The sequence below is a fragment of the Paraburkholderia sp. BGA-UO-ETr-F21 genome, from assembly GCF_059567925.1.
Window position 1 is genome coordinate 564,254 of the sequence record NZ_JCAQOY010000039.1, and the last position, 14,958, is coordinate 579,211.

The 14,958-nt window shown below is 58.6% G+C and carries 12 protein-coding genes; 6 read left to right on the forward strand and 6 right to left on the reverse strand.

Features of this window, described 5'->3' with window-relative positions; genetic code table 11:
• Positions 1 to 101: 101 nt before the first annotated feature.
• Both AC57B1_RS32030 and dmeF read left to right on the forward strand, forming a co-directional pair.
• The gene (locus AC57B1_RS32030) at positions 102 to 377 is read left to right on the forward strand and encodes a metal/formaldehyde-sensitive transcriptional repressor (protein ID WP_408303216.1); all 276 of its coding nucleotides are present in this window, start codon (positions 102 to 104) and stop codon (positions 375 to 377) included.
• An 11-nt stretch (positions 378 to 388) separates the two neighbouring features.
• Positions 389 to 1,666: a CDF family Co(II)/Ni(II) efflux transporter DmeF gene (gene dmeF / locus AC57B1_RS32035; protein ID WP_496419727.1), complete on the forward strand. Its 1,278-nt coding sequence runs from the start codon at positions 389 to 391 to the stop codon at positions 1,664 to 1,666.
• A 233-nt stretch (positions 1,667 to 1,899) separates the two neighbouring features.
• On the opposite strand, the gene AC57B1_RS32040 is transcribed toward dmeF, so the two are convergent.
• A complete protein-coding gene (locus AC57B1_RS32040) occupies positions 1,900 to 2,151 on the reverse strand; it encodes a hypothetical protein (RefSeq protein WP_496419728.1) in 252 nt (83 codons plus the stop codon).
• A 105-nt stretch (positions 2,152 to 2,256) separates the two neighbouring features.
• A complete protein-coding gene (locus AC57B1_RS32045; RefSeq protein ID WP_496419729.1) occupies positions 2,257 to 2,541 on the reverse strand; it encodes a hypothetical protein in 285 nt (94 codons plus the stop codon).
• A gap of 191 nt (positions 2,542 to 2,732) precedes the next feature.
• Here AC57B1_RS32045 and AC57B1_RS32050 point away from each other — a divergent pair, with 191 nt between their 5' ends.
• Both AC57B1_RS32050 and AC57B1_RS32055 read left to right on the forward strand, forming a co-directional pair.
• On the forward strand, positions 2,733 to 3,242 hold the full coding sequence (locus AC57B1_RS32050; RefSeq protein WP_496419730.1) for an arsenate reductase ArsC: 510 nt from the start codon (positions 2,733 to 2,735) through the stop codon (positions 3,240 to 3,242).
• Between the two features lie 517 nt (positions 3,243 to 3,759).
• Positions 3,760 to 6,981 carry a sensor domain-containing protein gene (locus tag AC57B1_RS32055; protein WP_496419731.1) on the forward strand — a complete coding sequence of 1,074 codons (3,222 nt, stop codon included), beginning with the start codon at positions 3,760 to 3,762 and terminating at the stop codon, positions 6,979 to 6,981.
• 113 nt (positions 6,982 to 7,094) lie between these two features.
• On the opposite strand, the gene AC57B1_RS32060 is transcribed toward AC57B1_RS32055, so the two are convergent.
• The 3 genes from AC57B1_RS32060 to AC57B1_RS32070 all read right to left on the reverse strand — a co-directional run bounded on the left by AC57B1_RS32060 (position 7,095) and on the right by AC57B1_RS32070 (position 12,398).
• Positions 7,095 to 8,876: a GGDEF domain-containing protein gene (locus AC57B1_RS32060; RefSeq protein ID WP_496419732.1), complete on the reverse strand. Its 1,782-nt coding sequence runs from the start codon at positions 8,874 to 8,876 to the stop codon at positions 7,095 to 7,097.
• 868 nt (positions 8,877 to 9,744) lie between these two features.
• Complete coding sequence (locus AC57B1_RS32065) at positions 9,745 to 11,292, reverse strand: methyl-accepting chemotaxis protein (protein WP_496419733.1); 1,548 nt, start codon at positions 11,290 to 11,292, stop codon at positions 9,745 to 9,747.
• A gap of 755 nt (positions 11,293 to 12,047) precedes the next feature.
• Positions 12,048 to 12,398, reverse strand: coding sequence for a hypothetical protein (locus AC57B1_RS32070; protein WP_496419734.1), 351 nt, complete (start codon positions 12,396 to 12,398; stop codon positions 12,048 to 12,050).
• On the opposite strand from AC57B1_RS32070, the gene AC57B1_RS32075 reads away from it, so the two are divergent.
• Positions 12,397 to 12,966 carry an arsenate reductase/protein-tyrosine-phosphatase family protein gene (locus AC57B1_RS32075; RefSeq protein WP_496419735.1) on the forward strand — a complete coding sequence of 190 codons (570 nt, stop codon included), beginning with the start codon at positions 12,397 to 12,399 and terminating at the stop codon, positions 12,964 to 12,966. The two genes, AC57B1_RS32070 and AC57B1_RS32075, sit on opposite strands and share 2 nt — an antisense overlap.
• Positions 12,967 to 13,263: 297 nt before the next feature.
• The gene (locus tag AC57B1_RS32080) at positions 13,264 to 13,959 is read left to right on the forward strand and encodes a VIT1/CCC1 transporter family protein (RefSeq protein WP_496419736.1); all 696 of its coding nucleotides are present in this window, start codon (positions 13,264 to 13,266) and stop codon (positions 13,957 to 13,959) included.
• Between the two features lie 458 nt (positions 13,960 to 14,417).
• Here the strand turns inward: AC57B1_RS32080 and AC57B1_RS32085 are convergent, their stop codons facing one another.
• Positions 14,418 to 14,777 carry a hypothetical protein gene (locus AC57B1_RS32085; RefSeq protein WP_496419737.1) on the reverse strand — a complete coding sequence of 120 codons (360 nt, stop codon included), beginning with the start codon at positions 14,775 to 14,777 and terminating at the stop codon, positions 14,418 to 14,420.
• Positions 14,778 to 14,958 lie beyond the last annotated feature (181 nt).

The following is a 14,958-nucleotide window of genomic DNA, read 5'->3' on the forward strand; positions in this document are numbered from 1 at the left end:
ATCAGCGAGCACGGATAATTTCACACAAACAAACGATACCCCTACCCCCTATGGTAGACTCGGAGCAATTATATACCCCTACGGGGTATACGGAGGGCGCGATGAGTCACACAGTTCAGGAAAAACAGAAGCTTCTCAACAGGGTCCGCCGTATCAAAGGGCAGGTCGAGGCCATCGAACGTGCGCTTGAGGAAGAGCACGGGTGCTCCGACGTCCTGCAACGGATTACGAGTTGCAGGGGAGCGATGAACGGCTTGTTGGCAGTTGTGTTGGAGGACCACATCCGGAACCACCTTGTCGATGCTGAAAACGGCGAGGAACACGGCGACAGCGCCACGGAACAGCTCATCGAAGTTGTTCACAGCTATTTCAAGTGATTGGGTTGGAAATGAATGATTTCAAAGACGCCGCGTTCGGCGCAGGGCATGACCACATCTTCCTTGGCGCTGGTCACGAAAAGAACGAGCGAAAGACGTGGGCCGTGATTGCGCTGTGCAGTGCCATGATGCTGGTTGAAATCGTTGGCGGCAGTATGTTCGGGTCGCTTGCGCTGGTCGCCGATGGACTGCACATGTCGACGCATGCGGGTGCGATGCTGATTGCAGCACTTGCCTATACATACGCGCGCAAACATGCTTCTGATTCGCGCTTCGTGTTCGGCACGGGCAAGCTCGGCGACCTGGCCGGATTTACCAGCGCCATCGTACTGGCAATGATTGCCTTGCTGATTGGTTACGAGGCGGTCTCCCGATTTCTTGCGCCGATTCCTATCCATTTCGGCGAGGCAATTCCTATCGCAGTGGTCGGCTTGCTGGTCAACCTCGCGAGTGTCTGGCTTCTGAGCGGCGACCATCACGGCCATAGCCATGGTCATAACCACGGACATGGGCATGGTCATGACGACCACGCTCACGACGAGGAAGCGCAGAAGATTGTCGCCCCATCTGGTGTATTCGCGGTATCAATTTTCGAGGACGGCGTGCCGCCCGTCTTCCGGATTACGCCGGAATCACCGGACTCGCGCATGGTCGCATCAACAATGACTATCACGACCGTCAGACCGGGCGGGGCGCGTCAGGTTTTTGTGCTGGGGGACCGTGATGGTTACCTGGAATCGAAAGACGAAATCCCGGAGCCGCACGCATTCAGAGCGATTGTGAGTTTGTCTGACGGCGACCATGAAGTCGAATTTGCCGAGCATGAGCATGGCCACGACACGCATGACGCGGTAAGCAGGGACCATAATATCCGCTCCGCCTATATGCACGTCATGGCTGACGCGGCGGTATCCGTGCTGGCAATTCTTGGTCTTGTACTGGCGCGCACCTTCGGCTGGCTCTGGATGGATCCGCTGGCGGGCATCATCGGGGCGCTGGTGATAGCCAACTGGTCTTATGGACTTATGCGCGACACCGGTGCGATTCTGCTCGATATCAATCCGGACCAGCCCATGGCGGAAAACGTGCGTCACGCCATCGAGGGCCATGGCGACAAGGTTATCGACCTGCATGTCTGGCGCTTGGGGCCTGGCCACATGAGCGCGGTGGTGTCGGTCTCGACCAGTGAGCCACAGCGAGACTCACGCTTCTATCATGCGGTGCTCGAGCGTTTCAAGGGGCTATCGCACGTCACGGTGGAAGTTCAGCCATCGAAGGCGGCGGCCTGACTCGTGGCAGTCAACTAGTTGCTATGAGAGGGTTGTGTCAGTCGCGTCCATTTTGCGTGTTCAGGTGGAGAAACGAGTCTGCGAATCCCGTTTTCCTCCAGCGGGCTTACTTCCACAGGCTTCCATTGCATCTATTCGCTGTCTAGTTCCTGAGCGTATTTCCGCGCTTCCGGGTCATTTCCCAAACGCTCCGCGTACCAAGGAACATCGGTAAATGTTGAGCGACCTGCGTACTATTTGCGCGAGACGGTCGCCTCGACCGATGTACCATAGTCCGATACATACATAGCGGGATACATCAGCGCGAGACGCACGACCGAAGGAATATCGTCGCAACTGCCCGCCTCTAACGTTCCATTGCTGGCCACTTCATCAGCTTTGTCCGCCGAATCGGCGGCAGAACCGGTATGGCCAGGGTGACGCGCGGATGGAGGCCAGGTGACGAGAAAGACATTCAGGGGGCGTCCGTCGACAGGGCCGCTCATTGGCTCATCGGGTGGCTGGCAGGCATTGAAACCTCGGCAGTGCGGCACTGCAATTCGCCTAGTCCCGGCTCATCCTTATGTGGATTCACTCCGCCTCTGATTTCCTCACGAACGCTTTATTCCCTTCAATCGGTCGAATTCGGCAGGCCGGGTATAGGACCGATATAGTTCGCCCACTGTACCGATTGCAAGCGCAGGCTTCAGCGTCGCGCCGGGAAGAGCCTGCATAAGCCAGTCGTAGGCATTCATGTCGCGACGCTCCGCATGCACAGCGGCTGTTAACGCAATAAGCGCCTGGTCGGCCGAGTGGTCCCCCAGGCCCACGAAGCAATTCTCGAACGCGTGCATCGCTGCGATGGTGTTCTGCAACGCGGGTTTTCGTGTGCTCACATGAATCTCCGAAACGGGTTATTCCTCACCTTGTAACCAATCGATGTGACACGACACCACGCATCCCGGAAGCAATTTCTTCACCTTTTGATACGAATTTCGTCTCCGCTCTTTTGTGCTGTCATGGAAGTGCAAGACTGGCACGGCAGAATCCGTGGCGAAATCAAGGATGTATGTAATGGGGTAGGTGCGTGACCAGAAAACACAAGGTGCTGTTTCTCTGCCGGGAGAATTCCGCACGCAGCATCATCGCCGAGGCACTGCTGCGGGAACTGGCAGGCCATCGGTTCGAAGCATTCAGCGCCGGGGCCGAGCCTGCAGCACGCGTTCATCCACTGGCCCTGGCACAACTGCGTCCCGGCATCTCCGACCTCGGCCTGCTTAGTCCTAAAAGCTGGCTTGAATTCACGAGCGAGTGGGCGCCGCAGATGGACCTTGTCATCGCCATGGATGGCTGTGTAGAGGAATATCACGCGCCCGTGTTTCCGGGTGCGCCGCCCTCTTTCAGGTGGAATTTTGCAGACCCGCTCGCGGAAGGTATGACTCAGGCCGAGTGTGCGCGCTCGTTCGAAACGGTTTTCTGGCAGATTTTGCACCGTGTCACGCTCTTCATGGAATTACCGGGATACACGGTCGCGCCGGAGCCTGTAACGGCCGTCAAGCCTGACTCCTGCGGAAACGAGGTTGCGTGCGACGGTTAGCCGGTTACTGCCGGCGCCCTTCAGATTTGCACGGTGCAGTCCATGTCGCGAACCATCGTTTGAACCTTGATGTGCGTGGCCGGCAACGTGTTGCACCAAACGTTTGCAGCGAGCGCAGGGGTGGCGCTGGGGCGGCCATAAGCAGGTCGTTGGGAATTCTTCCGGGTGGTGGCTCCCGCGGCGAGTATTTGGAGCGGACACCAGCGCTATGGCGAGCGAACGCCATTGTCCCCAGCACCGGTGAGTATTCGCGCCTTTCGGGTCTTTCGAACATGATGGGGGTGGGTCGTGCGCGAGTGCGCGGTCGGACTTTCGTAGCACGGTCGACTTGCCGGGAAACGCCCGGGCAATCCAGAGACGCCAAGCGGCAATCTCTTTCCGCGTTACCGCACCCATGCGGCCTGTTGGAAGTGACAGCCCACGTGAGCTGAGAACAGGGCAGCTACCTGCGCCTGGCGCGGAATAATTTTGGAACTTACGTCATTATCCCGGCGGGGCGGCGTAATCGGGACAATGTATGGTGAAGATGAAAGACAATCGGGCGGGTAGCCGTCAGACGGTTGGGCAAAGTCAAGGTGCCAGACCCGAAGGGGACATCCTGAGCGGAAAGGCTGTTCGTAGAGCAGTCACATTCGTCGTGGTCACCATCATCCTTTCGGCGATTGCGTTGAGCACGTTTCTGGCGATGCGCCAGACGCGCGAGCAGGACAACTCGTTGCGAACGCTCCAAGCTTCGGGGCGTCTGAAGCAGGACCTCGACCAGGTCCAGCAGATGATGCTCGATGAACATGGACAGCTCTACACACTGGTCGGGACCCGTGCATTCTACAAGCGGGCCGCTTATATTTTTCCCCTGTCGGCGCTCCTCGACCTGACATCCGACGCGCGCGGAGGATGCCGACGGAGCGATGCGTGCCTCTCCCGGCTCGACGACCTGGACACGATGATTCGGACGCTGGCGAAGCATAGCAATGCGCTGGCGATACAAGCAACATTGCATCCGGGGAGTGTCGGGTTGACCGACCCCGCATTGAGCGAAATTGACGCCTACTTTTACAGCGTTCTCGAGGAGGTCGTTGATGCGAGGATGGAGGCTGACACCGCTATCAGTTCCACTGTCGGCAAGTCATCCTCGGACGCCAAATGGGTCGCCGATGCTGTGCTGGTCTGCGGTGCGACGGCGGCCGTCCTGCTGCTTGCGCTCATGCGCTGGAACTCGCTTATCTCGGACCGGTTAAGAGCGGCCCTGCACTCCGCCGATAGCGCTCGGGCGAAGTACCAGCGGTTCTTTGACCAACATCCGTTGCCTATCTGGATATTTGACAATGCCTCGCTGGGCATCGTTGCTGTCAATGCCGCCGCGCTACGAGCATTTGGCTATTCGGAATCTGAGTTCTTCAACATATCGATGCGGGATATGCGTCCGGCAGATGAACTCGCCCGCCTGCAAGAAGCGCTCGAATCGAAATCTGAAGTGGTCTACGGCGAAACGCGGTCAGTCGGCATATGGGTGTATCAGACGAAAGCGGGTGAACGTCGCTCGATGGACGTCCACCATCTGAATGTTGAATTCGAGGGCTCTCCGTCCACGATGGCTGTCATGGTGGACGTCACCACCGAGGCGATGGCCACGGCAGAGTTGTTCAAGTCGAAGCAGACCCTCGAGTATGTACTGGACCATATTCCGCAGGGCATCGCATGGAAGGACACAGACCATCGCTACGCTGGCGGTAACGAGATTTATGCGCGCGATGCGGGGCTATCGTCCCGAAGCGCCCTGATTGGCCTGACTGACGGGGAGTTGCGCTGGGGCGACGACCCACACGAGGTACGGGACGAAGATGTACGCGTGATGTCTAGCGAAGTGACAAAAAGGCATTTCGAGCGCCCGTTGGTTGCCGTAGATGGTTCAGAAGTCTGGATTTCTGAAACCAAGCTGCCGCTGGAAGACCAGAACGGCAATGTCACCGGCGTACTCGTCGCCTACGAAAACATCACGGCCCGGCGTGATGCCCATCGGGCTCTGCGTCTGCAGGGCAGGGCGATAGACGCGAGCATTAACGGAATTATTATCTCAGAGCGGCGGAATGACCGTCACGTCATCACTTTTGCCAATCCGGCCTTCGAGCGTATCACTGGGTATTCGCCAGCAGACGTAGCGGGCGCTGACTGCGAGACGCTCTTCGGGATGGCAGGTGAGGCGCCGAAGTGGGAGAGCGTTCGTCATGCCATGGACAGCAACACTGAAGCGAATGTGACGTTGTTCTGCACGCGAAAAAACGGCGAACGCTTCTGGACCAACGTTCTGGTCGCCCCGGTGCGCGACGCGAACGGGGAGGTCACTCACCATGTTTGCGTGATGAGCGACGTCACTGCACTGGTCGAATATCAGACCCGCCTGCAGCATCAGGCCAGATACGATGGACTGACTGACCTTCCAAACCGCACCCACCTCAACGAGCACCTGACGGAGATGATTCGGCGCGCTACCGGGACCGATGGCCAGGTATCGGTGCTCTTCCTCGATCTCGACCGGTTCAAGGTAGTCAATGATTCACTCGGGCATCGCGTAGGCGACGCGCTTCTGGCGTGTGTCGCGAAACGCCTGAGGCGACTGGTGCGCTCCAGTGACCTGGTCGCGCGTTACGGCGGAGACGAGTTCATCATCGTTGTCGAGCCTTCGAAGGACGGACAACTCATACCGATGCTCGACGGACTGATTGCCGAAATAGGAGAGCCATTTCATGTGGGCGAGCAGGAGTTGTATGTCGAAGCCAGTATCGGCGTCAGCACCTATCCGCAGGATGGTGACGATGCCGACACGTTGATAAGGAATGCGGACGCGGCAATGTACCTGGCGAAGGCGAACGGACGCAATGGCTACGAGTTTTACCGGCCGGAGTTGAATCGCGCGGCCGCCGAAAAATTGCAGCTTTCGGGTCGTCTAAAGCGCGCAGTGAAGAATCAGGGTCTGCAGGTGGCCTATCAACCTCAAATCGACATGGTGACGGGCCGCGTTCAGGGTGTCGAGGCGCTGCTGCGTTGGGATGACGAGGAGCTGGGCGTCGTATCACCCGCCATATTCGTCCCGGTCGCCGAAGAAACGGGACTGATTCAGGACATGGGCGAATGGGTGCTGCGCACAGCGTGCCTGCAGGCTGGCCGATGGCGCGACGCTGGGCTGGCGCCAATCCGGGTATCGGTAAACGTTTCGCCGCTTCAGCTGGAGCACTCGGACCTGTTGCGCATCGTTCGCTCGGCGCTGGAAGAGGCCGACTGGCCTGCGGAAATGCTCGAACTCGAAGTGACAGAAGGGGGCCTGATGCGCAATGCCGACGCGGTGGCGCGGGTGTTGCGGGACCTGCGCCGGCTTGGGGTAAAAATCGCAATTGACGACTTCGGTACCGGTTACTCGAGCTTGAGCTACCTGAAACGCTTCAGCATCGACCGCATCAAGATTGACCGGGCGTTCATTCAGGAAATCGGGCGCGACACTGAATACGAGGCGTTGACCCTTGCCGTCATCGCCATCGCCCACGCAATGAAATTCGATGTCGTGGCGGAAGGCGTGGAACTGGACATCCATCGGCGCTTTCTGGTTGAGCATGGCTGCCTTGAAGGACAGGGTTTTCTGTACAGCCCAGCTGTCTCTGAAGATGCAATCGCGAAGATGCTACGACCAGTGTTGCGCAACGCAACTGACGCTCCGGCACCTGACGGAGCCGACCTATATTCGTGATAGCGCCATCCGTTGTTGCTGGGATGATATAGCCTGTGCGATTACTAGCGGTCTATACGGTTTATACGTCGGCGATGACCGTGAACGAGCCCGACGTCAGGGAAGTCGACGTGTCAGAGGGAGGGGCAACAAGCAGGTTCGCGCGGGCAATCGGCGACATAGAAGCTGTCAACCGATTTTTTTGCCTCGCGTTTGGCTGTTGCGGCAAGCGAAGCAATGGAATCGCTATCGATATCGAGGTCCGCAGCAACTGGCACTACGCCTACAGCGATGGTGACGAAAGGATAAAAGCGCATGTCGCCGTGGCGGTCCTCTCCATGTATTCCTCCCGCGTCGATATCGGCGGACGTATAAAGTTGCCGCGCACTCTCATTGAAGCGCTGCATTGCGGCGCGAATCCGAACTTCCCAATCCTCGCTCTGGTAAAAAATGAGGAAGTCATCGCCGCCTACATGGCCGAGAAAATCCCGGCATGGATTACATGCATCACTGAGGATGGATGCCGCGAGCTTCAGCATTTCATCGCCCTTCCAGTACCCATACTGGTCGTTGAAGGGCTTGAAATTGTTCAGGTCGCAATAGCACGCATGAAATGGCGCGCCGCGCTCTACCAGGCGCCTGGTGTGCATGTCGATTGGAATATTGCCCGGCAGTGACGTCAGCGGATTAGCGTACCTCGCTGCTTCAATACGAACTTCGGTGACAGCGCGCACCAGCGCCTCCCCGGTAGCCAGACCAACATATCGCCCGTTTTCGACGACGACCAGGCCGTCCGAGAGGTAACGCTGGTCGTCGCCGGTCAACAGTTCAGCCAGCTCCTGCATGGTGGCGGTTTTTTCGACCAGCACGGGCGACATGTCGGCAAACGCTGCGCAGCTCTTCCTGCCAAAAATTTCCCGGTAAAACGGGCGCGCGTAGGCATTAACAAAGGCGCGTCGATTGACCAGTCCTACCGGCCGCCCTTCGTCGGCAATGGCTATCGCATGCAGGTCCGGGCAATTTGTAAGCACATCGAGGACATCATCGTTCGTCGCCGCTGGCGACAGCGTTGGCGCGGAGATGACAAGTTTGCTAGCGGAAAAAGCACGGGGAGACCCCACCATGGTCTCAGGAAACACCGTTATCGCACTGTCATGAATTGCGGAAAGCGCAGCGTCTTCGAGCCGTTCAACCGGTTGGAAATTCGGCCTGCCGAGAAAAAAACCCTGGCCATGTTCGATGCGCAGGTCACGACAGACCATAAGGTCTTCTGCGTCTTCGACACCCTCTGCTATGAGTTGCACCCGTCCGGCTTCCGCGAGTTGGCGCAAGGAGCGCAGCGCCTCGAAACGAAACGGCGAAGCCCTCGCTCCGCCAATAATTGAATGGTCGATTTTAATGTAGTCTGGTTCCAGGCTTATCCAGAGACCGAGGTTCGAGGTACCCGAGCCGTAATCGTCGAGAGCCAGTTGCAATCCAGATTCGCGCAGAACGCTAATAGCCAACCCGAGCGACCGGAGGTCGCCGATGGCAGACTGCCCGGTCAGCTCGATGACCATCCTGTCAGGGCTGAACTGCAGGGACCGCAAAAAGACCAGTATTTCCTCCTGGCGGGTGGCGAGTTCCCGGACGGCGGCCGCACTGAAGTTCACGAACAGCTTGCCCGGCAACTGAGCCTGACTGAACGCCGTCAGGGACAGGCGCGCGGCGAAGCGCTCCAGACGAACCATACAACCTTCGCGCTGGGCAAGTCCGAATAGTGCAGCAGGACTCTCCAGCGCTGACCGGGCGGGACCGCGAAGCAGTGCCTCGAATGCGATGACGTCACCCGACGCAAGCATCCCGATAGGCTGGAACGCTGGCCGGAGGAGCTGCCCTTTGATGCACTCAGCAATCGATACAGTCACTTTTTCCACCCAACGAAGTACACCCGGCCAGAAGTGGCGATTTTTTAACTTCCGGAGCGAAGGTCGCCGCGCAATACTCGTCGGCATCGTTCAACGTGCTCAGCACCATTCGCATATTCGCGCTGCGCCGATGACTCGCACCTGGAAACACCGATGAGAGTTTCTCGCGCGCCCCGACGATGGAATCCGGCAAATTTCAACGGGCGGTCGCTGCCCGAAGAAGCCTATGCGTCTATCTCGCTTCTCGTGCCAGTTTGCGAAATTGTCCGAACCTGCGTTCCATGTCCTCTCATACGGCTTAACGGCACTGCGGCGCATTTCAACAGGGCCCCAGGTTGATTGAGGCAAAGGTGTAAACGTTATCTTAAATTTAAATTTCCTATTGATTTCGCGCTGGTCACTATATTTATCTAATCTGGCCGGGGAATGTGATGTGGCTGTGAAGCTTTGAAGGTGCTATATCGCAAATGGCATAGCACGCCGACGGTCAGAATGAGGACGACGATGACCCAGTTCGACGTGACGAGGTTCGGTCGTCATCTTGTGCATGCGCGCAAGCGGCGGCATCGATGTTGTGCAGATGCCCGTCGCGCAATGCGCTCATTGCCGATGAGCACGAGATTGCGAGCCGTGGCGAATGGATAGGTGCAGCCGTGGCGAGGATTCTTTACCCGATGGCGCTTGCACATGGCAGGGTGGCATCAGTCCGGTACCAATGGAGCCTGTCGGACAAGTTGCATGCGGGGTGATGCGCTGAAAACATGGCTTGTAGCGAAGCGCGACCGGGGTGCCAGCTGCTGTTTTCCCGCCAGGACTGCGGGTTCCGAGATGCCCTTACGTCGTCCGTTCCCTGTCAGTAGGCCGACCCAGGTCTGCGTCAGAGTTGAAACGTCTGAACGGCCTGTCGCAACTGTTGAGCCTGTATCTCCAAAGCGTTCGCGGCACTGACGCTGTCTTGAACCAAAGCTGAGTTTTGCTGGGTCATGTGGTCCATGAGTGAAACCGCCGCATTGATTTGGTCGATGCCCGCGCTTTGTTCGCGAGAGGCGTGTGCGATTGCTTCGACGAGTTCTGACACGCCTGTAACGGAGCCAAGAAGTTCTACGATAGTTTCGCCGGCAACCTTTACCGCGGTTCCGCTTGAATCCACCTCTGTCGTTACATCTCTAATGAGCGCAGCGATTTCCTTCGCAGCCTTTGAGCTGCGCTCCGCAAGACCCCGCACCTCCTGGGCAACAACAGCAAATCCGCGACCTTGGGCTCCCGCGCGCGCCGCTTCTACAGCAGCGTTGAGTGCGAGCAGATTGGTCTGAAACGAGATACCTTCGATTACCGATGTGATTTCCCGAATCTGGGCCGAGCGTTCCGCGAGGCTCTGCATTCTGAGCACTGCATCTGCTGCTGCGCGGTCCCCTTCTCGTGCCTTGGCCGACGCGACGCTCGCAAGCTCGCGCGCCTGTACAGCGTGGTCAGCGTTAGCCTTAACGGTTGATGCCAGTTGCTCCATGCTTGCAGACGTCTGCTCGATGCTCGCAGCCTGCTCTTCCGTTCGGCCCGCCAGTGCAGTGTTGCCTGCGTTGATGTCGGTGGTTGTATTGGCGATGGTGTCGGCAGACGACTGGATGCCTCCAATCATCGATGACAGTCTTGAACGCATCAGACTCATCGCGTACATCATGCTGTGGGTGTCGCCATCTTTTACGGGAACGACGACCGACAAATCTCCCTCGGAGACCCGATGAGCAATGCTGGCCGCTAGCGCTGGTTCACCGCCGAGCTGATTGAAAAGCATCCGTGCCAAAGACGCGCAGAGCAGTGCAACTACGCCGACGCCTATGGCGATGGACCCGGCGACGACCCATTGCACTATCCGGCTGGTGCTCAATGCGCGGTCGTATTCTGCCTGTGCCGCTTCAAGTTGAAGTTCACGCAGTTGTGCCCCTTCTGACTTGACTGCCGCAGCGGTAGGTTCGATGGTTTGAGTCACCACCCATTGCGCTTCTGACAGGTTGTTTGCCTGCAGCAACTGTGCGACGGGCTTGAATCCCTTGTCGCGGAGCGTGCGCCAGTTGGACACGAATTGCGTGGCGAGCTTTTTCTCGTCTCCGTCCAGCCGATAGCTCAAAAAATTGTCGATGAGGCGGTCAATTTTCTCGACGCGGCGCGCTGTTGCCTCAGTCACTACCTGGGTTTTCGTGGCTGACGGGTCGAGGACAGCGTCACTCACAGAAAAATGTGTCTCCCCCACAAGCTCATCGATTGTCGATATGGTTTGCAGTGCCTTCGCCCTGCCTTCGAAGACGCTTTTCAGGGCGTTCGTTCCCTGCGTCATGCCAAAAAGTCCTGCGGTTCCAACGGCAATCAGGATAGCGGAGACGGCCATCGTCACAATCAGGAGGCGGCTTTTTACGGTGAGTTTGCTCATGGGGGGGCTGCATACTTCGCAATTCGGTGGGCGGGTGCTAGCTCACGCGGGTTCATACAGCACTTGTGGCGGAGGACAGTCATCAGCGTGGCGTGCGTCTTGTTTACGGCCGACGTCGCACGATATTCAGTGAATGTTTTGTGACTCAATGCGCGGCTTTGGTGCGTAACAACGACGTCGGTTCTGTGGGGCTGGATAGCGGCGGTCGACGCGGCGTCTTGGGCACCCCTGTGCGAAGCGCTGAAGAGCGAAGACAGCTCAGCTGGCGCGGGGCCGCAGGGCCTTGTCGGCGTCAAGGCGGATGTGGCCATCGGGGAGGCAGACGCATCCATGTCGTCGGCGTAAGTTGTTCACGCCAGTTGCGCCTGAGCGGGGGAGGGCTAGCGCCGTTCGTCCCCTGGAGTCGTCCCTGCCACGCCGGTTTCCGTAGATGCCTGCGCTGACCGCTGCCGATAGCGAGACCTGCCGCGCTCATTATCGTGACCGTTGGATAAGAGAAGTGGTTGTCGATGACGTTGGCGTTGACTTGACCCGGCGCGAACAGGTGCGTTTTGTCTCGGGTTACAGAACGAGGGGCGCGCCCGACTCCATCTGAGGACAATTGTCTTATTCTGCTCGTTGGCCCTCTGGTCGTCGGCAACGACCCGCACCGCCCGGGAGCAAGCTCGCGCAGATTCCCGGGTTTATCGGTCTTTGGGATGGCAGGTCCCGACACTGTCATGCCGGGTGCGAAACGCTTGCATCAATGGCATACATCAATTTGTGGCGGCGCAGTCAAACGCTCGGGCATCGTCAAGCCCTCCCGGGCTTGCCTGCATCCTGGCGCTTGCCGGTGCCGGCCTCGTTCCCATCAAATCCCTGTCGTCGCCATCTGGATAGCGAGAACCGAACTCTGCGTGCATCTGCCTGAGCAAGGCGATATAGCCGTACCCGAGACTATTGCCTAACAGGCGACTCGCCGCCGCATTCGCCTCGTCCCACAATATTTCGAGTCTCTCGCTCGCGTCAATGAATGAGAGTCGTGTCGCCAGAAGCTCCTCGAAGTCGGCCGCAATTTGGGTCACGGTGCGGTTTTGGTTCGCCTGACCAGTTTCCTTCGGTGTCATGTCTTGCAATAAAGGTAACGCACCACGCGCCCAGAGGATTGGTGGCGTAAATCTAAAAAGTGGCCTGGCAGAGCATCAGGGCCACGCTCCTTTAAAGGCCTGTGACCTGCTCGCAGGATGTGAAGCCCTCGCGCCTGGCGCGAAGAGCCTGAACCTTAGGACGTCTTCGAAGAAGGGATGTCACGGCTGCGAAAAACGTCCCCTTTTGAATTCTCGCAAAACTTTATCGCCAGAATATGACGGGGGTGTTCTATGGCATCAGAAATGCAACGTCCTGTTTTTGTGTCGCGCCAATTCCGCTCGTAGTGTCATGGCCGAGGCATTGCTGCGCGAATCTGGCGGCCTGCGATCCGATGCATTTAGTGCTGACATCGAGCCGGCAGTCGATGTGCATCCACGGACGCTTGAGCAGCGGTGCCCCACTATTTCCGGATTAGGCAAGCTACGGGCAAAGACCTGGGACCCGTTCGTCGGCCCTTCTGCTCCGGAAATGGATGTGGTCATTGCGACGTGCTGCGGGGGGCCGGCCCAGGGCCGGACCTTCGCGATGCTGTGGTATATGTCTTAAAATCCAGGACGGGAAGTCCGGCTTATGGGTTGGGTGCTTTCGCACACGCGATTAAATACGCAAATGGAAGAATATGACTAGCCGCTGACGTGGTCAGGTGAGTACCGACCGGTCGAGCAGGGGGGGAAAGCTGCAGCGCGAATCGCGAGACCCGTCGCGCTGGCAGGAAATGCCACGGGAGGGACGTCACAATCCAGCGAGCCGGTGCACTGCACTGCCATAACAGCTTCACCAAACGACTGCCACTGCAGCCACCGCTGTGAGCCAGTGAATCAACATTTCAAAGATGGAGGAGTTATGCCTGTTCGGCATGAGGAGCAGCACCGTCTGGAATCCATTAGCTGGTTGCGTGCCGCTGTACTGGGCGCCAACGACGGGATTGTCTCAACGGCCAGCCTCGTTGCCGGCGTAGCCTCCGCGCACACTACTCACGGAAGCGTAGTGCTGACGGCTGTGGCCGGCCTGGCTGCAGGGGCCATGTCGATGGCGACGGGAGAATACGTGTCGGTTTCCTCGCAGGCGGATACGGAGAAGGCGGCGCTGGTCCAGGAGCGGGCGGAGCTCGATGCCGACTTCTCCCGCGAGCATCGAGAATTGACGGCAATTTATTTGCGGCGGGGCCTGGATTTGCCGCTTGCGAGGCAGGTTGCCGAAAAGCTGATGGCGCAGGATGCGCTGGGTGCTCATGCTCGCGATGAACTGGGCATCTCGGAGGTCACTGCAGCCCGTCCTCTGCAAGCCGCATTGGCTTCTGCCGGCAGCTTTGCGGTTGGTGCCGCGTTGCCGGTCATCGTAGCCGCGCTCGCGCCCGAATCCGTACTACTGCCGGCCATCGTCGTCTCTGCTCTTGTTTCGCTGGCGGCTCTGGGTGGCCTGGCCGCGAAAGCGGGCGGGGCGAAAGTTGGCCCGGGTGTTATCCGGGTGGTCTTCTGGAGCGCTTTAGCCATGGGCGTGTCCTCAGGTGTCGGTGCCTTGTTCGGAGCGGTTGCCTGACGCGCCGGACGCCATCTGAAGCGGTACGTCCGGGACAACGCTGGCGAAAGACAGCCGGGAAACGCCAAAACTGCTTACAAATATCGAGGTCGTTACGCCCACCGGTTTGTCGGCTCCGGCGTTCTTGCTGACGCACGTCAACGGAGCGCGACATGAATACCATCCCGGCTTCCACTTTGCCGCAACGCAGTCGTACCCACCCTCTGGTTGCAGGCGGGGCAGTGGCCGTTGTCCTGGCTAGTGCGACTGGCATCTCTGCGATGACCGGCATTCTTCCGATGTCCAAGGCAACGACCGCGCCTTCGACGCAAGCTGTGCCGGTCGTCGCTCAGGCCGCCAGCGCGCCGCTTGTATTGCCGCAACCAGACGCTCAGCAGTTCTTCACGCGGGAGGATGCGCCAGTCCAGCCTCGTTTGTATCGTCACCGGACCACTCCAGTTGAGCAGGCTCCCGGGTATTCAGGCAACGACACGTATCAAAGCGCCGTGCAACCCGCACCAAGGCCAATCGCGGTTGACCCGAACGCCGGCCAAATTGTCGCAGTCAATACAGTTCAGGAAACCGAACCGACAACGGTTCTCGGAGCCGTATACGGAGTTGTCGCTGGTGACCTGCGGGGAAATCAGGTTGGAGGAGGAAGTGGTTGCGTTCTGGCCACGATTGCGGGAGCTTTTGGCGGTGGACTCGCGGGCAATGGCATCGAGCATGCGGTGCGCAAGGCCACGAGCTACCGGGCGCAGGTCGGAATACGGGATGGCAGCTGCCGGAATTTCGACTACTCGACGCAGCCGCCAGTCCAGATTGGCGAACGTGTTCATGTCTCCGGCGACTCACTGCCAGTGTCGTAAACCCACTCAGAGCCGGCAGTGAGCCATAGCAGGTCACTGCCGGTTACAGAATTGATATTAGCCGCGCCGTGTCCGTGGGTTCTGACGGCTAGACGTGCATCGCCCCGGTTCGCTCTGGAACGGCAACCTTTCGCGGGGAGGCATTCGACCC

Coding starts and splice junctions, on each gene's coding strand:
- AC57B1_RS32080 (WP_496419736.1), top strand. CDS start 13,264: ATGCCTGTTCGGCATGAGGAGCAGCACCGTCTGGAATCCATTAGCTGG.
- AC57B1_RS32040 (WP_496419728.1), bottom strand. CDS start 2,151: ATGAGCGGCCCTGTCGACGGACGCCCCCTGAATGTCTTTCTCGTCACC.
- AC57B1_RS32055 (WP_496419731.1), top strand. CDS start 3,760: ATGGTGAAGATGAAAGACAATCGGGCGGGTAGCCGTCAGACGGTTGGG.
- dmeF (WP_496419727.1), top strand. CDS start 389: ATGAATGATTTCAAAGACGCCGCGTTCGGCGCAGGGCATGACCACATC.
- AC57B1_RS32070 (WP_496419734.1), bottom strand. CDS start 12,398: ATGACACCGAAGGAAACTGGTCAGGCGAACCAAAACCGCACCGTGACC.
- AC57B1_RS32075 (WP_496419735.1), top strand. CDS start 12,397: ATGTCTTGCAATAAAGGTAACGCACCACGCGCCCAGAGGATTGGTGGC.
- AC57B1_RS32065 (WP_496419733.1), bottom strand. CDS start 11,292: ATGAGCAAACTCACCGTAAAAAGCCGCCTCCTGATTGTGACGATGGCC.
- AC57B1_RS32085 (WP_496419737.1), bottom strand. CDS start 14,777: ATGAACACGTTCGCCAATCTGGACTGGCGGCTGCGTCGAGTAGTCGAA.
- AC57B1_RS32030 (WP_408303216.1), top strand. CDS start 102: ATGAGTCACACAGTTCAGGAAAAACAGAAGCTTCTCAACAGGGTCCGC.